17 protein-coding genes are annotated in these 20125 nt (G+C 33.1%); 8 read left to right on the top strand and 9 right to left on the bottom strand.

Annotation, left to right across the window (positions count from 1 at the left end; genetic code table 11):
- Positions 1–82 precede the first annotated feature (82 nt).
- Positions 83–700, top strand: a complete 618-nt coding sequence (locus tag ACTJIW_RS16385; RefSeq protein ID WP_012022875.1) for an outer membrane beta-barrel protein — start codon at positions 83–85, stop codon at positions 698–700.
- Positions 701–839: 139 nt separating this feature from the next.
- A complete protein-coding gene (locus tag ACTJIW_RS16380; RefSeq protein ID WP_121359858.1) occupies positions 840–1799 on the top strand; it encodes a helix-turn-helix transcriptional regulator in 960 nt (319 codons plus the stop codon).
- Between the two features lie 41 nt (positions 1800–1840).
- Here ACTJIW_RS16380 and ACTJIW_RS16375 read toward each other — a convergent pair whose 3' ends face one another.
- Positions 1841–2338 carry a DinB family protein gene (locus ACTJIW_RS16375; protein WP_440716222.1) on the bottom strand — a complete coding sequence of 166 codons (498 nt, stop codon included), beginning with the start codon at positions 2336–2338 and terminating at the stop codon, positions 1841–1843.
- Between the two features lie 46 nt (positions 2339–2384).
- A complete protein-coding gene (locus ACTJIW_RS16370) occupies positions 2385–2864 on the bottom strand; it encodes a DinB family protein (RefSeq protein WP_012022878.1) in 480 nt (159 codons plus the stop codon).
- Between the two features lie 234 nt (positions 2865–3098).
- Between ACTJIW_RS16370 and thiL the strand changes: the two genes are divergently transcribed.
- Complete coding sequence (gene thiL, locus ACTJIW_RS16365; RefSeq protein ID WP_440716223.1) at positions 3099–4145, top strand: thiamine-phosphate kinase; 1047 nt, start codon at positions 3099–3101, stop codon at positions 4143–4145.
- Between the two features lie 110 nt (positions 4146–4255).
- Here the strand turns inward: thiL and ACTJIW_RS16360 are convergent, their stop codons facing one another.
- The 5 genes from ACTJIW_RS16360 to ACTJIW_RS16340 form a co-directional block, all read right to left on the bottom strand.
- Positions 4256–4954 (bottom strand): response regulator, encoded by a 699-nt coding sequence (locus ACTJIW_RS16360; protein ID WP_012022880.1) that lies wholly within the window; start codon positions 4952–4954, stop codon positions 4256–4258.
- Positions 4944–6965, bottom strand: a complete 2022-nt coding sequence (locus ACTJIW_RS16355) for an ATP-binding protein (protein WP_440718461.1) — start codon at positions 6963–6965, stop codon at positions 4944–4946. Before ACTJIW_RS16355 ends, ACTJIW_RS16360 begins: the two co-directional genes overlap by 11 nt.
- A 139-nt stretch (positions 6966–7104) precedes the next feature.
- Complete coding sequence (locus ACTJIW_RS16350) at positions 7105–7350, bottom strand: hypothetical protein (RefSeq protein ID WP_012022882.1); 246 nt, start codon at positions 7348–7350, stop codon at positions 7105–7107.
- Between the two features lie 176 nt (positions 7351–7526).
- A complete protein-coding gene (locus ACTJIW_RS16345) occupies positions 7527–8336 on the bottom strand; it encodes a LytR/AlgR family response regulator transcription factor (RefSeq protein WP_012022883.1) in 810 nt (269 codons plus the stop codon).
- Between the two features lie 276 nt (positions 8337–8612).
- A complete protein-coding gene (locus tag ACTJIW_RS16340; RefSeq protein ID WP_012022884.1) occupies positions 8613–10154 on the bottom strand; it encodes a glycine--tRNA ligase in 1542 nt (513 codons plus the stop codon).
- Positions 10155–10315: 161 nt separating this feature from the next.
- On the opposite strand from ACTJIW_RS16340, the gene ACTJIW_RS16335 reads away from it, so the two are divergent.
- Positions 10316–10936 carry a ComF family protein gene (locus tag ACTJIW_RS16335; protein WP_012022885.1) on the top strand — a complete coding sequence of 207 codons (621 nt, stop codon included), beginning with the start codon at positions 10316–10318 and terminating at the stop codon, positions 10934–10936.
- Positions 10937–10946: 10 nt separating this feature from the next.
- Here the strand turns inward: ACTJIW_RS16335 and ACTJIW_RS16330 are convergent, their stop codons facing one another.
- On the bottom strand, positions 10947–13634 hold the full coding sequence (locus ACTJIW_RS16330) for a zinc-dependent metalloprotease (RefSeq protein WP_440716225.1): 2688 nt from the start codon (positions 13632–13634) through the stop codon (positions 10947–10949).
- Positions 13635–13834: 200 nt separating this feature from the next.
- On the opposite strand from ACTJIW_RS16330, the gene ACTJIW_RS16325 reads away from it, so the two are divergent.
- The 4 genes from ACTJIW_RS16325 to ACTJIW_RS16310 all read left to right on the top strand — a co-directional run bounded on the left by ACTJIW_RS16325 (position 13835) and on the right by ACTJIW_RS16310 (position 17529).
- Entirely contained in the window at positions 13835–14767 is a 933-nt protein-coding gene (locus ACTJIW_RS16325) for a bifunctional riboflavin kinase/FAD synthetase (protein WP_121359852.1), read from the top strand.
- Positions 14768–14881: 114 nt separating this feature from the next.
- Positions 14882–15319, top strand: coding sequence for a hypothetical protein (locus tag ACTJIW_RS16320; protein WP_012022888.1), 438 nt, complete (start codon positions 14882–14884; stop codon positions 15317–15319).
- A gap of 171 nt (positions 15320–15490) precedes the next feature.
- Entirely contained in the window at positions 15491–16582 is a 1092-nt protein-coding gene (gene bioB, locus ACTJIW_RS16315) for a biotin synthase BioB (RefSeq protein WP_073410291.1), read from the top strand.
- A gap of 80 nt (positions 16583–16662) precedes the next feature.
- A complete protein-coding gene (locus ACTJIW_RS16310; protein WP_440716226.1) occupies positions 16663–17529 on the top strand; it encodes a cupin-like domain-containing protein in 867 nt (288 codons plus the stop codon).
- Positions 17530–17600: 71 nt separating this feature from the next.
- Here the strand turns inward: ACTJIW_RS16310 and ACTJIW_RS16305 are convergent.
- A partial coding sequence (locus ACTJIW_RS16305) for a T9SS sorting signal type C domain-containing protein (protein WP_440718460.1) occupies positions 17601–20125 on the bottom strand: 2525 nt, incomplete at its 5' end.

Here is a 20125-nt window from a genome sequence, read left to right as displayed (position 1 = left end):
TTTTTAATTCATTCGATTAGGATTCTTAAAAGTTTTAACATTAAAATATAACTTTAATCTTACAACTTTTAAAACTAATATCATGAAAACTAGATTTTTTATTATTTTATCAATGCTGACTTTCTCATTTGCAAATGCACAGCAGGATGAAGTCGATTCTGAAATGAACTCTGCAAAAGGCGTTACCTTTCAACAAGGTGATATGATTCTCGAAGGTTCTATAAAAATTAGTACCGGAGGCGAAAATGATTATTATGGGTTCAGTCCAAAGTTCGGCTATTTATTGAATGATAAATTTGCAGTTGGAGCAAAAATAGATTACTCCAGTAATAAAGAAGAAGCAACGGGTATTAAAACCAATGTATTCGGAATTGGGGCTTTTGCTCGTTATTATTTCTTAGAATTGGACAAAAAACGTTTAAAAACGTATGCTGAAGTTGGTTTAGGTTATGGAAGAAACAAAACCGAAACACCGTTGGCCGGCAGTGATACTGATAACAGCTTAACTGCTGATATTAATGTGGGATTAAATTACTTTGTAACCAAAAACATCGCAGTAACTTTTGTTTTGGCAAATGTTTTGGCATACAACAGTGTTTCTCCAGAAAATGGTCCATCGTCTGATACTTTTCAATTAAACATCAATTTATTTGAGAACATTTTCGATCAGCCTCAATTTGGAGTTTTGTATAGATTTTAATTCGTTTCTACGATTTATTAAAAAAAGCTGTTCCAGTTTGGAACAGCTTTTTTTATTCTCTTTACTTTTTTCATTTGTATCTTTGAATCTTTAAAACTGTAATAAGCTTAACAGCTCAAAACCTCAGAATCTTAAAGAAATGCTCGACGAAACCCCAAAACGATTTGATAGAATTGTTGCCATTCTGATTCAATTACAATCAAAAAAAATTGTAAAAGCACAGGAATTGGCGGATCGTTTTGAATGCAGTTTAAGAACAATTTACAGAGATATTCGTACTCTCGAAGCTTCTGGAGTTCCTATTTACAGCGAAGCCGGAGTTGGTTATGCTTTGATGGACGGTTATAGATTACCGCCCGTGATGTTTACCCGCGAAGAAGTAAGCAGTTTTATTGCAGCCGAAAAATTAATGCAAAAGTTTACCGATCCTTCTTTGGGAACACATTATGCATCTGCGATGTACAAACTGAAAGCTGTTTTAAGAAGTAATGACAAAGATTATCTTTCGAACATCGAATCCAGAATTGTAATGCAGGATGCAGAACCAATGTTTAATGATAATTCACCAAACACTTTGGCAGTTCTTTTTGAAGGAATCGCAGAGAAAAAGCAAATTCTTTTAACTTATAAAACTTTTGACAAAGAGGAAACTACGCAACGAAATTTAGAACCTGTTGGCGTTTTTCATGATAATAACAATTGGTATTTTTTGGGATACTGTCATCTTAGAAAAGATTATCGACAGTTTAGAACCGACAGAATTCAGGAAATTAAAAAAACAGATTTTGATTTTACGATCGAACACGATGCACTGGAAACTTATTTAACTAAAACTGAAACCTGCCCAACAACAAAAGTTCGTCTTTTAATTGATCGTAAAATCGCAAGATATTTGGCAACAGAGAGAAAATATCATGGTTTTATTTCACAAAAAGAAGCTGGCGAAAAAATAGAAATGACTTTTATGTCAAGGGATATTGATAATGCATTTCCAAGATGGTTTCTTATGTTTGGAGATTATGCCGAGATTCTGGAACCTGAAATATTAAAAACCAATGTTCTGAAATTATTAGAAATTAACAGACAAAGGCTTGTATAGAAAAAACTCCTGATAGAATTATCTTCAGGAGTTTTTTTTATCTATTTCTGTTTAACAACATTATAAAAATTGTAATCTGTATTTGAAGCATCTGTAATGCCAATATTTCGTCCCATTGTTACAATCTGCCCTCTATGATAAGTTCCATGATTAATAACCTGGATTACATACTCAGAAATTGGCAGTTTGCACTCAAACCACGGATTAGTGATTTTAACTTCTTTAACCAAATTTTCTTCTGACAATGAATTAATAAGATGTTTCAATTTTGCAGATGAATTTAAAAGCCCGTCGAATATTTCTTCTTTCGATAATTCATTTTCTGTTTTCTTTTCAGACATTGCAGTCTCTGAAATTACAGAAAACCAATATTCTTCAGTTGACCAAATATGATCGAGGGTTTTCATAATTGTCGAGAAACTCGAAGGCACTTCGGCATAGAGCAAATCATATGGCTTTGGCGACAGCCAGTTTACAAATTGCTGGTTTACCCATAAATTGTAATCTGCATAATTTGACATTATCTTTTTTAAACTCATGGTTCTTAATTTTAGATTTGTTTATAAAGTTATGAAAATCACAGAATTATCTTTCCCAAAAAAATGGCGGTTCGATGTTTAAAGCTCGTAAATATACGTATGCCTGTCCGCGGTGATGAACTTCGTTATCAATAAAATACAAGATATTTTGAATAACAGGAAATTCATACTGCCCAAAAAGATTAAAGGTTTCACTGAAATCTTCAATAGATAATTGTTCCCAATATTTATTGATTTCTTCTGTTGCCTCATCCCATTTTTCAAGATACTGCGCTTTAAAAACGAGTTTTTCTGCTCCTTCTGAAAAAGGTGCTGTTTCTTTAGTTACAATTCCTTTCAACCCCGGACCTGCAATAGCTAAAAGTTCATCAACTAATTTTGCAAAAGGACGCATACCGCCTATTGAAAACTCAAAGAAATCTTTTTCAGGAAAAAGTTCAATTAAACGACGCGTAAGTGCGCGGTGTCCCTGCCAGTGTTTTAATAAATCTTCTGAAGTAATTACTTGTGCTTCTAACGTTTTCATAATTTTTAAGTTTTTAAATTTCTACAATTCAAAATTAAAATGGGCCGGTGACAACAGTTTGTCAGCAGGAAAAAATAATTTTAAAAATATTTTCTCTGTCCTAGAAAAGCACCGCAATGCAGTGAGAAAAAAACTTAGAACCTTAGCTTCTTAGTCCCGATAGCTATCGGGATTAGTATCTTTAAAAAAAACCTTTGTACCTTTGCTCCTTACAAACTTTGGAACTCAGAAAAAATGATCGAAGATAAAAATCCGCAGCGCACCAGCATATCACAATTAGGCGAGTTTGGCTTAATTGAGCATTTAACACGAAACTTTGATGTTACACAAGAATCTACTTTAAAAAGTATTGGCGACGATGCAGCTATTCTTGATTTTAAAGACAAAAAAACCGTTATTTCAACCGATTTATTAATTGAAGGTGTTCATTTTGACCTGGCTTATATGCCTTTGAAACATTTAGGTTATAAAGCAGTTGTAGTAAACCTGTCTGATATTTGCGCCATGAATGCAAAACCAACTCAGATTACAGTTTCAGTTGCTGTTTCTAATCGCTTTCCTTTGGAAGCTTTAGAAGAATTATTTGAAGGTATTACACATGCAGCAAAAGAATACAAAGTAGATGTTATTGGCGGCGATACTACCTCATCTCAAAAAGGATTAATTATAAGTATTACCGCAATTGGTGAAGCTGATGAAGATGGAATCGCATACCGCAACGGTGCCAAACAAACCGATTTACTGGTTGTAACGGGAGATATTGGCGCAGCTTATATGGGATTACAGGTTTTAGAGCGTGAAAAACAGGTTTTTCAGGTAAATCCAAACAGTCAGCCGGATTTAGATCCTTATACGTATTTGGTCGAAAGACAATTAAAACCAGAAGCCAGAACAGATGTTCGTACACTTTTGCATGCCCTTGAAATTAAACCAACTTCAATGATTGATATTTCTGATGGTTTATCTTCAGAGATTATACATTTGTGCAAACAGTCAAAAGTGGGCTGTAATTTATATGAAGATAAACTTCCGTTAGATCCTCAGTTTATTTCGACTTGCGAAGAGTTTAATATCGACAGCACAACCGTTGCCATTAACGGCGGAGAGGACTATGAACTCCTTTTTACGATTGATATTAATGATTTTGATAAGATAAAAGGAAATCCAAACTTTTCTATCATTGGCCACATGGCAGATGAAAGCGAAGGAATTCATTTGGTAACCCGTGCTAATACTAAGATTGCTTTAAAAGCACGCGGCTGGGATGCTTTGAGTGAATAAATTCAGTCTCAGTATTCAGTCTCAATTTATAAAACCTGACAGAATTAGATTCTGTCAGGTTTTATTTTTATGTATTTAAATCTAAGATCTACATTCTTAAATCTAAAATTTTAAAAGAGCCCTTTGCTTTTGGCTTCTTTAACTAAATCGTCATCTGAGCCTGATCGCACTTTAAGGAGTTCTTTAAGGCTTACTCTTCGTTTTTCAATTTCGGTTAAAGAAATGGGGATATATTGAGGCATTTCAGATACTTCAGTACCTTTTGACAAGTGAAATAAAATTTGTTTATCAAACTCATCTATTTCTATTGAATTGTGCGGCGACTGATTGAGCATTTTAACTACTGACTGACTGTAATATTTTTGATTGTTCATTACTTTATCAAAAGCCAGAAGAAGCTCATCAAAAGTAAGGTCATTTTTAATTATCAATCCGTTTGGATTAATTGTCCTTATAATTGTTTTTATCTTGAGCAGTTCTGTGTACATTGTCAAGAGAATGATCTTGCAATATGGCATTTTTTTCATGATAAGTTTAGCAAGGTCTTCGCCAGAAAAAAGATTTTTTTCTTCGTAAGCCGGCATACTTATATCCAGAAAAGCAATTTCAAACTGCGGCGTGTTTTGATTTTCCAGCAAATCATAAGCCGATCTGCAATCATGAGCCTGTGCTATTTCAAACTCATATTCATTGGTTTTATAGCGAGTTATAGCATTTTTGTATCCTTCAATTATAAAAGGATGATCATCTACAATTAAGATGTTAGGCTTAATTAATTCCGAAATTGGGGATTTCAAATTAAATGTCATTTTTCTGCAGGTTAATTTTTTGATCAATTGGAACTTTAACTACAAGAAGTGTCCCTTCTCCTTTGGCAGATTTTATAGCTGCTGTGCCCTTACATTCTGCTGCTCTATATTCGATATTATGCAAACCGATACCATTTTTTGTACGTCTTACATTAAATCCAACTCCATCGTCAAAAATTGATAAAACCAAATGATCGATTTCACTTTTAAACTCTACTTTAATTGTATCTGCCTTGGAATATTTATTACAATTTTGAAGTGCTTCTTGAATTATTCGATATAAATTAATCTTTACAATGTTGTTTACAAGCTCCCATTTTATATGCGAATCAAAAGAAGTTTCCAGTTTTGAAGGATACGTATTTTTTTGATTATCAAATAACTTATTTAAAATTACTACAAAATTATTAATTAATTCAGATTTTTCCCTATTTAAGTCATGCGAAATCTCACGTATGTCTTCTTCAATATGTTTCAGCTCGGCTAAATATTTCCTGCGTTTTTCTGCTGCTTCTGCTTCATCAATTTTATCTAAACTGTCTAAACTAATTCTAACTCCAAACATTCTGCCTAGAACTCCATCGTGTAATTCCTGGGCTACTTTTTTCTTTTCTTTAATTCGGGTTAATTCAATTTCATTCTGCTGTGAAATCATTAAATTGTAAATATCTTCATTTGCAATTTGCTGCTGTTGCTTAAAAAGCAGTTCTCTATTTTTTGCCTGCTGCGTTTTGTAAACATAGAAAAATAAACCAATCAAAGTACAGATACTGAAAACATAAATCAGTGTTTTGTTTTTTTCCTGCAGGCTGGAATTTTGGTCTTTTATTTCGTTGGTTTCGTATTCTATACGAGAGAATTTCTCTCCCATATTTCGCTCTGCTTTAAGCATTTTATCATTAAGAAGAATGTATTCTCTGGAATATTTTGCAGCATTTTTAGGATCAACAACAGCAATTTGTTTTAATGCTTGCAGTGTATTATTTAGTTTATCTGACGAACGGGAAAGAAGTAAGGCTTGTTTGGAAAGCTGAATTGCTTTAAAAGTATCTTTTTTAAAAGCATAATATTCAGACAAATGAATTTGATTGGATATTTTAGCCATTCTCATCCCTAAACTATCCCTAATTTTCATAGATCTGTAAAACAAATCTGGAAGCCCTTCCATATTTCTGGATTTTAATTTAGAATATGCTAAATTATCCAGTAGCATGGCATATAATATTGTCTTTTCTTCAAATAGATTTTTTTCCTGTAATCCTTTTTGAAAATAAGGTATTGCCTGTTTATAATCTTTCATACGCATATAAACAAAACCTATATTATTAAATGAAGTAGCTTTTAACTGCAGATCCAATGGTATTGTTTTATCCGTAAGTGTATTAAGAGCTTTGTTTTGAAATTCTAACGCTTTACTATATTCTTCTTTTTCGTTGTTTAAAATTCCTAAAAGATTGTAACATTCATAAAGTAGATCATTTACATCTTTTTGTTCTTTTAATATACTAAGCGCCTTAAAAACAGATATTTCACTTTCAAAAAAATCTCCTTCATTATATTGTAAACTGGCTTTACTCAATAATGTTTTAGATAAATTATATTTATCATTAATCTGTAAATAAATTTTTTGCGCTTTAAAATAATTTCTAAAAGCGCTGTCTGAAACTAATTGTGCTCCGTAATAATCTCCTAAATATGTATAAGCTTTTGCAATGCTTGAAGAATCTTTAGCACTCATTGATCGTTCTAAAATCAGCTGTGATATTGTTTTATATGACTTTAAATCATTCATATTATAATATCTATTAGCCACTTTAAATAGGTTGATCCTGTTAACTGAATCATTTTTTTCATCAACGATAATTGAAAATGCTTTCTGGGCATACTTCTGCTTGAAATCATAACTCAAATTAATATCATTTGCCAGTGACAAATAAACAGGAAGACTATCCTTTTGAGAAATGATATTTTTATCTAGATGACTTTTCTTATTGCAACTAAGAAAGATCATAAAAAGAAACAATAATATTTGGCAATATCTTTTCAATACAGATTGTGAATTTCACCAAAAATACTAAAACTATAAACACAAAAAAAGCTGTCAAAAATTTGACAGCTTAAATATTTTTTGTAAATATTTTATTTCAAACTTAATCTACTTTTTTATTTGTGCCTACAGATTGGTTAATATTTGAAAAACCTAAATCATTATTCTTAACTACTAACTCACTCATTATTCTATGTGAATCCTGCTTTCTTCCGCCACCAGTTGATCCATCAACCGGAAGATCAGAACTTAATTTTTCACTTGAAATAATTGGAGCTGCAGGGTTTGCAAAAGAAGTCGCTGCTGCCACTAAAGAAAATAATCCGATTGTTAAAGCTGTTTTTTTCATGTTTTGAGGTGTTTTATTTTTTAATATTTATTTGGGGCTTAGTGATTGTTTTGGTGTCAATCACGGTGTAAAACTAAGTCCGAAATCAAAAAAAATATATACGAAAAAATCAGTTTGTGGTAGATCGTACCCAATTGATAGTCAACGGATAGCAAATCGATGTAATTACCTAATTATTAGACTTCTAAGTAATTTCCTTCAGAAAAATCGCTGATAATTAAATCAACATTTGATTTGTAAGTTTTCGAAAAAGGAATCTTTTTCGAGGAGTTTTTTATGTAACATATTGAGTTTCCGTTATGAATCCTCGCAATGTAATTTCGATTGATAATATAACTATTATGAATTCTGACAAAAGGATACGATAAAACATGCTCAAAATGTTTTAAAGTTTTAAAGGCCGTTATCATTTCTCCCGAATTTAAATAAATATCCGTCGAGTTATTATCTGCCTGAAAATAGCTGATATCATCTGCATTTATATAACGATGATCGCCATATGATTTGATACAGATTATGAGCGGTTTTTCGACTATTTGACGCACTTTTGCATCAGATGTTACAACTAGAGGAATTTCTTTCTTAAAATCACCCGATTTTGCTTCTTCCGGCAGGCGGTTTAATTTTAAAATGGTTTTTAATAATTCTGCCGTAACCAGCGGTTTTAATATATAATCGAAAACACCATATTTTATAGCTTCGAATGCTGCATCTTTTTTAGACGTTAAAACAACAATCCGGGGCAGTACATTTAAAAAACGATGAAGTTCGTTAATAAACAAAAGTGATAAATTGCTTGAGGATTTTTTAGGATCTATTTCTAAAAATACAAGTGAAGGTTTGTATTCTAAAACCAAATTTAAACCGTCCTGATAATTCACTGCCGATGCCAGAAACAATAGTTCCGAAAAACCTTCTGCAATTGTTTGGGTTTTCGAAATACTATCTGCATCATCATCAATAATTATATACGAATACTTTTTCAATTTAGGTTCTATTGACTTTTTACGAATATAAGAGAGTTCTTGTATTTTTTATATATTTTTTTTCTCTATTCTTATAAAAAATAAATCTGGCTCTTTTATTCGTAATTAAAATTACAATTTTAAAAGATCTAACAATTTCATTGTTAATAGATTATATTCAAATGTTAACACAAAAGGACGAAATGCAGAATTTATCGATTAAATACATCTTTTTAGAATAAAAAAATCCCAAACTCCTTATGGAATTTGGGATTTGTATATCGTAATATTTTAAAATTACATTTTCATCAGCCAGTTTTTCATCGAAACTTCGTTTTCAATAATACCTCTTAATTCAGATATTTTTACACGATCTTGTTTCATAGTATCTCTATGACGAATTGTTACTGTTTCGTCTTCCAGAGTTTGATGATCTACTGTAATACAGAATGGCGTACCTAATGCATCTTGTCTTCTGTAACGACGTCCTACTGCATCTTTCTCATCATAAGAAACATTGAAATCCCATTTTAAGTCTTCAATAATTTTCTTTGAGATTTCTGGCAATCCATCTTTCTTAACTAATGGTAAAACTGCTGCTTTTGTCGGCGCTAAAACTGCAGGTAATTTTAGAACTGTTCTTTCAGAACCGTCTTCTAAAGTTTCCTCTTGTAATGAAGTAGCAAAAACTGCCAGGAACATACGATCTAAACCTACAGATGTTTCAACTACGTATGGCACATAGTTTTCGTTTAATTCCGGATCGAAATATTGTAATTTTCTTCCTGAATATTGTTCATGTGCTTTTAAGTCAAAATCAGTACGAGAGTGAATTCCTTCTAATTCTTTGAAACCAAATGGAAAATTAAACTCGATATCTGCTGCTGCATTTGCGTAATGCGCTAGTTTTTCGTGATCATGAAAACGGTAATTCTCTTTTCCTAATCCTAAAGATAAATGCCAGTTTAAACGCGTTTGTTTCCAGTGTTCGTACCATTGCATTTCTTCTCCCGGACGTACAAAAAACTGCATTTCCATTTGTTCAAATTCACGCATACGGAAAATAAATTGTCTTGCAACAATTTCATTTCTAAAAGCTTTACCCGTTTGAGCAATTCCAAAAGGAACTTTCATACGGCCAGATTTCTGAACGTTTAAAAAGTTAACGAAAATACCCTGTGCTGTTTCAGGACGTAAATAAAGATCCATTGCATTTTCTGCAGAAGCTCCTAACTTAGTTCCAAACATTAAGTTGAACTGTTTTACATCTGTCCAGTTTCTGGAACCAGTTTCAGGATCAGCGATTTCAAGTTCTTCGATCAAAGCTTTTACATCTTCAAGATCTCCGTTTCCTAAAGAACGCCCTAAACGCTCTCTGATTTCTTTTTCTCTGGCCAAATATTCAACTACACGGGCATTTGTTGTAATAAATTCCTGTTCGTTGAATGCATCACCAAAACGAGCTTTTGCTTTATCAATTTCTTTTTGCGCTTTTTGATGAATTTTTTCAGCAAAATCTTCAACTAAAACGTCTGCTCTATATCTTTTTTTAGAATCTTTATTATCAATTAACGGATCATTGAAAGCATCAACGTGGCCTGAAGCTTTCCAGGTTGTTGGATGCATTAATATTGCAGCATCAAGGCCGACAATATTTTCATTCATCTGAACCATTGATTTCCACCAATATTCACGGATATTCTTTTTTAATTCGACACCGTTTTGTGCATAATCATATACTGCACTTAAACCGTCGTACACTTCGCTTGACGGAAAAATAAATCCGTACTCTTTTGCGTGCGAAACCACATTCTTAAATATATCTTCTTGTTTTGCCATAGTAATGCAAAAATATAAAAAGTAGTTATAAAAAAAAGAAAAATAAAAAAGATTGAAGGCCTATTTTGGCTATTTTTGTAACTAAATTCTTTCTATTTGTGTTTAATTTTATTATTGATCTATTTTTTCCTAAAGTCTGCTCCGGATGCCGCTCTGTTTTAATGACTAATGAAACGGTTTTATGTACAAACTGCAGACATGAAATGCCTTTAACGCAATATCATTTAGATCCAGATAATCAGGCTGTCAAAAAATTCTACGGTAAGGTCGAAGTCGAACATGTATCTGCTTTTTTATACTTTAATAAACAAGGCATTGTTCAGGAACTCATCCATAATTTAAAATATAAAGGGCACGAAGAAATTGGAACAGTTTTGGGCAATTGGCATGCAGAAGATTTAAAGGAACTAAAACTTAAAAATCCGTTTGATGTTATAATTCCTGTACCGCTTCATCCCAGAAAATTTAAAGAAAGAGGTTATAATCAGGTTACAACATTTGGAAAAGCTTTATCTGAAACCTTAAAAATTCCTTTTGATAATTCTATTTTATACCGAAAGAAATATTCAAAAACACAATCAAAAAAGAATCTTTTAGGGAGATCTGAAAATATCGAAAACAGTTTTGATGTTCATTTATCCAAAGAAAATCAAAACAAACATTTTTTAATTGTTGATGATGTTCTAACCACCGGAGCAACTCTCGAAGCTTGTTCTCGTGCTTTACTCAAAATTCCGGGAGCAAGAATCAGTATTGTCTGCATGGCAATGGCAAATTCGTAAGATTAAAATTTTAATTTAAGATGATTTTCTTAACAGTTCTTTTATCTCCGTCAACAATTGTCAAGAAATATACTCCAGATGAAGATCCAATAGGCATTGTAATTTGTTTATTAAAATTATCTACATGCTCAAAAGATTCTGAATAAACTGTTTTTCCGAGTATATCATGAATATATATTTGCGTTCCTTCTTTTGAGTGACTTTTAAATTCAACTGTAACCGTTCCTTTAGTAGGATTTGGGTACGAAATTACTTCTTCAGTTACAGGTATGTCTACACCCAAAGTAAAAGTTTGATTGCAGATATTTATCGAAGCCGAATTTATTGTACCAAAACTTCCAACTACTGCATCACGAACTCTAAGCGTCCAATTTCCTTCTGGATTTTCTCCATTAAAAATACTCAGCGCATCTGTTGGAAGAACTATTTGACTTGTTGTTGAAGAGCACTGCAAATTAGCTCCAGAATCGTCAAACTGTAATGCTAAAGTTGAGTTTGTACTGGCACATCCTTTATCAAATAAACGAACAATAGTTCCCTTTGGACTTACGATTTGAATTTCAAGATCTGAGAATCTTGCATGTGTAACATTAATCGAAACGTTTACATCAGACACAGTTCCCGTTGATGATGGAACTGCAGCATTTCTGGTTGTAAATGAAGTTCCGTATGGAATACTAAAAGAGCTTCCAAAACTATAATCATTACAGTTTGTTATTGATGTGTAACCAATTGCAAATGATTTACTGTTTAATGCATAATAAATATTGGCTGTTGGCTCAATCAAAATTCTGCAATTTGTAGCTGCCTCAAGACCTTCTGGAATCAGGACCGTTTCTGAACCATCATTTGCTGTTGCTGCGGCCAGAATAGTTGGAAAAGTCAATCCTCCATCTGTAGATAATTTGATATTTACTGTCGATGAACCTTGAAGCGTATTGGTGTTATTAACACTCCATGTAATATTTTGATACGTTCCCTGCAGCCAGCTTATATCATTAGTATTTTGAGAAGTTAAGGCAAAAGGTCCTGCAGATGGTGTTACTGTTACGACCATTCCGTCAGTATTAGTTTGAGCGAGACCCAAAGCACCATTATCCCTTCCAGTTAAAGTAAAATTTAGAGTTCTTGCAATTGATGAAACTGATTCCCATCTTGTTGTGAGTCTATTTTGAAGTACATAATCAAAACTTGGCATGTAACGAACTGGTGTAGTTCCCGGAGGTATTGATCTAAATAAAGGCCCGTTTGGTTTTGCTGCATAAGCAATACTATTATCGCCAGAAGTATTTGTTGCGTTATCGTTCTCTTCCCAAGTATAGGTAAGATTATCAGAACCAGAACCTGATCCGGTTAAAATAAACGGTGTACTAATTGGAATTGTAAAATCGTCACCAGCACTAATCACTGGAGGGTTATTAGTTATACTAGTACTAACCGGACAACTTTTTCCTGCAAGGTTATTTTGTATTTGAAGAATACTGGCATATGCAAAATAGTCATCTGAATTATCCTGTATATTATAATTATCCGTTACACCGGCATATCCCATAATAGTAGAACCGCTTCCTGGTTCTACACTTACTCCCGTACCTTCGATATCATAAGAAAATGTATGATTGGCACCTAATTGATGACCAATTTCATGAACCACAAAATCAACATCAAATGTATCGCCTTGAGGTCTGCTGTTTGATGGTGAAGTATAACCGCTTCCTTTTCCTATTACATTAGATGGTGTTGGACTTACACAAACACAGCCAATACAGGCAGCATTTCCTCCTCCGCCAGAAGCTCCAAATAAATGCCCTATATCATAATTACCTTCACCAATTACATTCGTAATTGTACTTTGAACTTCTTTACTCCAAAAATCATTACCATCTGTATCTGTAGAAGTTCCTTTATTTGCATTCGAGTATGGATCTGTAGATGCATCTGTATAAATCAAAGCATCGTTATTTGCAATTAAAATCAACTGCACTGCTAAATCTCTATTTAAAATTCCGTTTACCCTTGTTAATGTAGCATTCATTCCTGCTAATGCCCCGGCTTTTGTTCCTCCAAAAAATGCGGTGTATTCTCCTGTACAAGACAATGCTAAACGCATCGTTTTAAATACTTTATTGTTTGAAGTCGTTTTTGCTGTCTTTGATGTATTAGCATTTTGCGAAACTAAATCTGCTGTTTTACAAGACAATTTGGCTTTTGAGGTTTCACTTTTAGAAGAAAACAAAACATATTCTGTTTTATTATCTGGATTTTCTTCTATAAATTCAGTTCCTTTATCTGTGCGAAAAACCATTGTTTGTAAACCATTCGGCGAAAAACTAAAATGTATTTTTGCCGATTTATCATCTAAACCGCTTCCTTCATACGATCTAATTTCCGGATATTTTGCCTGAAGTTCAGGATCAAAATTTGAAGATTCCCAAACTTGAAATCTTTCTAAAACACCTTCAGCATTAGGAATTGTAATTTCAGTACGATTACTTTTTGACTGTTTTGATGTGGTAGGTGAAAGTTTTGCTTTTAGAAAATCTGTATTTAATCGATAATACAATTTATCAGAATCTTTAGAAACTGTCTGTTTTTTTACGGCTGAAGCAGAACCTGATCTTTGCCATAAATCATCACTTTGAGCATGAAGTTCTACACAACAAAATATAAACATTAAAAAAAGTAGTTGTTTTTTCATACTTAAAAGAGGCTTTTATATATATCAAAATTAATAGATTTAAATCAAATTCTTACATGTAAACGATAATAAACGTTTTTTAGTCGACGAATCGATTCTTTTTTCGGCAAAAGAAAGCGAATCTTCTTAAAAAATCAATTCGATGAAGCACAAAATTTAAAATAGATAGTATAAATTTGCAGCATCTTAAATAATTTGTTTTGAAGCTCTTTCATTCTATAAACGATTTCCATACGACCAAGAAAACAATTTTAACTCTTGGAACTTTTGACGGCGTACATATTGGTCATAAAAAAATTCTGGAAAGAATTACTGATAATACCGAAAATGGAAAGTATGAAAGTTTAGTGCTTACTTTTTTTCCGCATCCAAGAATGGTTCTGCAGGAAAAATCAGAAATAAAACTTCTAAATACAATTTCTGAAAAAACAAAACTTTTAGAAGCAACCGGAATTGAAAATCTGGTTATACATCCGTTCAACGAAAGTTTTTCAAGACTTACTGCCGAAGAATTTGTGCACTCCATTTTAGTAGATCAATTCCATATTCAAAAAATAATTATTGGACACGATCATCGTTTTGGAAGAAACAGAACAGCAAATATTGACAATTTAATTGCTTTTGGAATTGAATACGGTTTTGAAGTCGAACAAATATCAGCCGAGGAAATTCAGGATGTTTCGGTAAGTTCTACTAAAATTAGAAAAGCTCTTACTGAAGGAAATATGATTTTGGCCAATGAATATCTGGGATATGACTATTTCTTAACCGGCGAAGTCGTTCAAGGAAAACAATTAGGAAGAACGATTGGTTTTCCTACTGCTAACATACAAATTGAAGAAGAATACAAATTGATTCCTAAAAACGGAGTTTATGTAGTTCGCGCTTTAATTGATGAAAAGGAAGTTTTTGGAATGATGAATATTGGTTTTAACCCAACTGTTAACGGACAAAAACAAACCATAGAAGTCAATCTTTTTGATTTCGATACTGATATTTATGGTAAAAAAATCGAAGTTTCGTTACTTCAATATCTTCGTGACGAACAAAAATTCGGTTCTATTGATTTATTAAAAGCCCAATTAAATCAAGACAAACAAAATGCTTTGTTCTTTGTGAGTAAACTTCAATAAAATTTCAAAAAACACTTTTAACTCTTTTTAGATCATCGTAGTTATTTTTTTAGTAAATTTGATATAGAACTGTTTTTCAAATATTTACTATTAACTTCTTTAAAAATAACCACTATGAAATTACCTAAAGAAATAACAAACGGTTTTTTAATATTCCTCGGAATTGGGATTTATTTTTTATTGATGAATCTATTAGGTTTGGCAGATTTATTCTACCTGCGTACTCTTAACGTATTCTTTATATTTTATGGCGTAAACAGGACAATGCAGATGAATCTTCATGAAGGGGAAACAAATTTTGTATCCAATGCGGTTTCTGCAATGGCAACTTCTGTTGTTGGTGTGGCTCTAAGCGTTTTTGGATTATTAGTTTATAGTTATGCACGAGGCGGTGACGCTTATGTCGAAACTTTGTCTAAAACATTTATGTTTGGAGGAAATCCTTCTGTTCCAACCTATTGCATCTGCCTGCTTTTTGAAGGACTTGCTTCTTCGGTTATTGTTACTTTAATGATGATGCTGTATTGGAACAATAAATATGCTGCCGATTAATTAATCAAAATAAAAACCATTATTTAAGCACTTTAAAATCATAAAAATTAATAATTATATGATTTTAAAGTGCTTTTTTTATGAAATTATTTAACAAATATTGATTTACAACACGCAATGTTGTTGATTCAAAAATTTAATTACATTTGAAGCTTCAAAAACAATTTATCCATGAGCATGACTACAAAACACAATTGGACAAAAGACGAAATTATTGCAATCTACAACAAACCATTAATGGATTTGCTTTATGAGGCAGCGACGATTCACAGACAACAACATGATCCAAACGTGGTTCAGGTATCTACCCTGCTTTCTATAAAAACCGGCGGATGTCCGGAAGATTGCGGATACTGCCCGCAAGCGGCAAGATATAATACAGGAGTTGAAGGAAATGATTTAATGACTGTAAGTCAGGTAAAAGCACAGGCATTAAGAGCAAAATCAAACGGATCATCCCGTGTATGCATGGGTGCTGCCTGGAGAAATGTTAAAGATGGTGAAGAATTTGATCAGGTTTTAGAAATGGTACGAACCATTAATAAACTTGATATGGAGGTTTGCTGTACTTTAGGAATGCTGACCGAGAATCAGGCACAGCGTTTAGCCGAAGCCGGTTTGTATGCTTACAACCATAATTTAGATACTTCTGAGGAATATTATAAAGATGTAATTTCAACACGCGGTTTTGAAGACCGTTTACAAACTATAGAAAATGTTCGTAAAACGAATGTAACAGTTTGCAGCGGCGGTATTATTGGAATGGGAGAAAGTATTGAAGACAGAGCCGGAATGCTTGTTGCACTATCAACTTTAAATCCACAGCCGGAATCCGTTCCTATTAATGCCTTAGTTGCCGTTGAAGGAACTCCAATGGAAGAAGAAAAACCGGTTGAGATCTGGGAAATGATTCGTATGGTAGCTACTACCCGAATTGTAATGCCGGAAACTCAGGTTCGCTTGTCTGCCGGAAGAACCAATATGTCCCGCGAAGGTCAGGCAATGTGCTTTTTTGCCGGAGCGAATTCAATTTTTGCCGGAGATAAACTACTTACTACACCAAATCCTGATGTTAACGAAGACATGAAGATGTTTGAAACTTTAGGTATGGTGGCTCAAAAACCATTTATTAAAATAATGCAGCCTAAAACAGTTGAAGCTGCTGATTCTCAATTTGCTCCATTAGGTGAAAAACCAAAATGGTCTAGACCCGGACATACAATTGAAAGAAACGTTGAAGCTTCGATCAAATCAAAAATTTAATTAAAAGAGCTCAAAAATCTCGATAAATATTTTTAAATTGCTTATGACACAGAGTTATAAGCAATTTTTTATTTATACTAATGAAATTAAAACAAATCGAGAGGGTTAAAAAAATCTCTAAAGATGATTTTGTTTCCCAATATGTAAAAAAACAAATTCCCGTTGTTGTCGAAGAATTAACTGAAGACTGGCCAGCTTATGAAAAATGGAGATTATCCTATATTAATAAAATTGCCGGTGATATTACTGTTCCTTTATACGATGACAGACCTGTAAATCATGAGGAGGGTTTTAACGAAGCTCATACAAAAATGAAAATGAGCGATTATATTAGTTTATTAGAATCAAAACCTACCAACTATCGCATTTTTCTTTATAATTTAATGAAAGAAGTCCCAGTATTGAAAAACGACTTTTTATGGCCGGATATTGGCCTAAAATTAGTTAAACAATTGCCAATGCTTTTTTTTGGCGGAGAAAATGCCCGAGTTTTTATGCATTATGATATTGACTATTCAAATATACTGCATTTTCATTTTCACGGTGAAAAACAGTGTATGCTTTTTGCACCAAATCAGTCAAAATACATGTATAAAGTGCCTCATGCTTTAATTTCGAGGGAAGATATTGATTTTGATAATCCAGATTATGATAAATTTCCTGCTCTTCAAAATGCAGAAGGATATATCACAAATCTTAAACATGGAGAAATGCTGTATATGCCGGAAGGATATTGGCATTATATGAAATACCTGACTCCTGGATTTTCTATGAGTCTGCGTGCTTTTCCTAAAAACATTAACAACTTATCAAAAGCAGCCTATAATATATTTATTATGCGCTATTTTGACATTATGATGCGAAAGTTTAAAGGTCAAAAATGGATTGATTATAAAAACGAGAAAGCTATTCATAATACCAATCAAAATCTCCGAAAGAGTGCTTGAGCATAAATTTTGAAAACAAAAAACCAGCTGCAGTTTAAAATTGCAGCTGGTTTTTTGTTTTCTGTCATTTCTTAATTAAAAACAATTTTCTTAGTTATAATATTTCCATTTTCTAAAGTTACTTTCACAATTAAAACCTGATTTCCGGATTGGAAGTTTGAAATTTGAAACTCTGTGTTTTCTACTTTTTTGTTGTTATAAAGCAGCTTGCCTGAAATATCAAAAATCGAAACTTCTCGCATTACATCTTCAGTCGAATTTAATTTTATTGTTTTAGCTTTTACAGAAACATAAAAACTATTCGTTTGATTTTCGAAATCATCAACCCCTAAAGAAGTATTTGTGTATTTTAAAATAAATCTTTCTGGAAAAGTCCCTATAGCAGTTGTAAAATTATAATTACTAGTTTGAAGATTGTGAATAGTATTGGTTACTTTATCTTCAAGATAAATAGCTTGATTGCTTAAAACGCCATCTGTGTGATCAATAGATATTGTAAATTCTCCTTGTATAGCTGATCTATAACCTAGCGGAATTACATCTGATTCATTAAAAGGCAGTGCTCTTCCCTGAATTACCAATTTCTGACCTTCATTTATACTATAAAAATCAACATACGGATTACCATTGAAAGAAATTGCATCGTAATTCTGATCCCAGAAATTGGTTGCTCCTTCGATATAACCAATTAAAACCTGCTTAAATGCTCCTTCTGTATTAGTAAGATTAAGCCACACTCGATGTCTTTCTAAATTAGTCTTATTGCTATTATTCGTTTTATAAAACTGACTATTGCTTCCCGGAACTCTCATTGCATTAGTAAAAATAGCCGAAGAAGTTGTTTTAGATTTCACGAAGAAAGACTGGCCGGCAGCAATATAACCCAACGGAGCCGTTTGATTTCCCGGACTTCCGGCACCTTGACCTGAAAGGTTTCCCACTGAGGTACTTCCTGAAATATTATAAATGGCATAATCAGCAGAATTATATTTGTATGTACCAGAAGCATCACCTGCAGGAGGCGAATTATGAGTCCAGAAATACAAAGTTCCATATAAATTAGCTGCATTATCAAAAATAAACTGATCTGCGTATACCGCTGATGGATATGGATTCCCTATTAAATGAAATCGCTCTGCTGCGACCAAAGGAACTGAAATTGTACCATTATTAGGTACTCCTATAAATGATACTTCTTGAATTGCCGGTGTTACAATATCAAAATTTTGAGGACCTCTAATACTATATCCCTGACCCGGAATCATTTCAAGAACACCTCCATAACTAATTACCCAGCTTGCATTTGGATTATAGCTTGTATATTTATCAGACAAAGTATTAGGAGATAAATCATGTAAAGTATAAGCTGGTGTTCGAACAATTGGTGATGACCAATAAGTATAATCATATCTACGCGTTGAAGTATTTCTTTTGTAAATAATATTCCCTGTATTTATCGCATTAGCTGTCTGCAATAAACTTGAATTATTTTCGAAAGTTAATATTCCGCCATCATTAGTTACTGCGTTTGTAATTGTTAATGTATGGTTAGAGTTTACTGTAACATTTACTCCTGAATCTATCATACAAGAACATCCGCTTAAATTACCGGTTGTTGAATAATCACCTGAAAATCTAATAGCATCTGTTATTACTGGTTCGCTTCCCTTCGACCAAGATGTGCCATTCCAGACATTTGTAGAAGGGGCTGCAATTTCAATACCTGCTGTAGGTGATGAAGGACAAATAGGGTTTTCATATATCGTAAAGGTATAAATACCCGGAAGCAAATTAGTAACCGTAAAACTAGGTCCTGAACCTGTGTATGTCTGCGATAATGTTCCATTACTTTGAGTTATAGTCCAATTTCCCGATGTAAGCAAACCGTTTAATGTTATACTTCCCACAGAATTCACACAAGTTGGCTGTACAACCGTTCCTGGTACAGGAGCTGCCGGTTTTGGTTCAACATCAATTCTGGTTTCAATTGAACCCTCTTCAGGACATGTTCCATTTTGTATCACAGCTCTATAACTTGTACTTGTAGTTAAAATACCTGGCTGGTACGTATCTGCGGTATGACTTATTGGCTGCCAAACATAGGGTATAGCTTCTGCATATTCCCATCTAACAATTGTCCCAGCATAATCATTTAAAGTTAACAAAGGACTTGGACTCCCTGCACAAATATGAGTTCCTCCATGTACTACTCCTCTTTCAGTTTTTACAACCGTTGTTGTACTGCTTGCATTTATTGCAGATGTACATCCATTTGAAGAGTACCCAACAGTAACAGTTTTACTGCCAATTGTATGCCAATGTAGTGTTACCGTATTACTAGCCAGTGATAGGCTGCCTGAAATTATATCGTAATCTGTCCCTTGAGTTCCTGGAACTGTCCAAATATAATTTGTTTGTCCAGATTGCGTAGTATAGGTTACATTCGTCTCTACACATACAGAAGCCGCTGGTGAAACAGTAAAGGAAGGTGCAGGAATAGGGTTAACGGTAATAATAGCTGAGTTTGCAGTAAAGCCAGAACTTCTTATACAAGAATTAGCATCGGTAACTGAAACTAATGCATAAGTTGTAGTTG

This window comes from Flavobacterium sp. 22659, assembly GCF_052044235.1.
Lineage (GTDB): Bacteria > Bacteroidota > Bacteroidia > Flavobacteriales > Flavobacteriaceae > Flavobacterium > Flavobacterium johnsoniae.
The sequence above is the reverse complement of the archived record's forward strand: the minus strand, read 5'-3'. Positions and strand labels throughout refer to the sequence as shown.

Bases quoted from the DNA above. Each gene is read 5' to 3' on its own strand.
- ACTJIW_RS16385 (WP_012022875.1), top strand. From the start codon at position 83: ATGAAAACTAGATTTTTTATTATTTTATCAATGCTGACTTTCTCATTT.
- ACTJIW_RS16380 (WP_121359858.1), top strand. From the start codon at position 840: ATGCTCGACGAAACCCCAAAACGATTTGATAGAATTGTTGCCATTCTG.
- ACTJIW_RS16375 (WP_440716222.1), bottom strand. From the start codon at position 2,338: ATGAGTTTAAAAAAGATAATGTCAAATTATGCAGATTACAATTTATGG.
- ACTJIW_RS16370 (WP_012022878.1), bottom strand. From the start codon at position 2,864: ATGAAAACGTTAGAAGCACAAGTAATTACTTCAGAAGATTTATTAAAA.
- thiL (WP_440716223.1), top strand. From the start codon at position 3,099: ATGATCGAAGATAAAAATCCGCAGCGCACCAGCATATCACAATTAGGC.
- ACTJIW_RS16360 (WP_012022880.1), bottom strand. From the start codon at position 4,954: ATGACATTTAATTTGAAATCCCCAATTTCGGAATTAATTAAGCCTAAC.
- ACTJIW_RS16355 (WP_440718461.1), bottom strand. From the start codon at position 6,965: ATGATCTTTCTTAGTTGCAATAAGAAAAGTCATCTAGATAAAAATATC.
- ACTJIW_RS16350 (WP_012022882.1), bottom strand. From the start codon at position 7,350: ATGAAAAAAACAGCTTTAACAATCGGATTATTTTCTTTAGTGGCAGCA.
- ACTJIW_RS16340 (WP_012022884.1), bottom strand. From the start codon at position 10,154: ATGGCAAAACAAGAAGATATATTTAAGAATGTGGTTTCGCACGCAAAA.
- ACTJIW_RS16335 (WP_012022885.1), top strand. From the start codon at position 10,316: ATGACTAATGAAACGGTTTTATGTACAAACTGCAGACATGAAATGCCT.
- ACTJIW_RS16330 (WP_440716225.1), bottom strand. From the start codon at position 13,634: ATGAAAAAACAACTACTTTTTTTAATGTTTATATTTTGTTGTGTAGAA.
- ACTJIW_RS16320 (WP_012022888.1), top strand. From the start codon at position 14,882: ATGAAATTACCTAAAGAAATAACAAACGGTTTTTTAATATTCCTCGGA.
- bioB (WP_073410291.1), top strand. From the start codon at position 15,491: ATGAGCATGACTACAAAACACAATTGGACAAAAGACGAAATTATTGCA.
- ACTJIW_RS16310 (WP_440716226.1), top strand. From the start codon at position 16,663: ATGAAATTAAAACAAATCGAGAGGGTTAAAAAAATCTCTAAAGATGAT.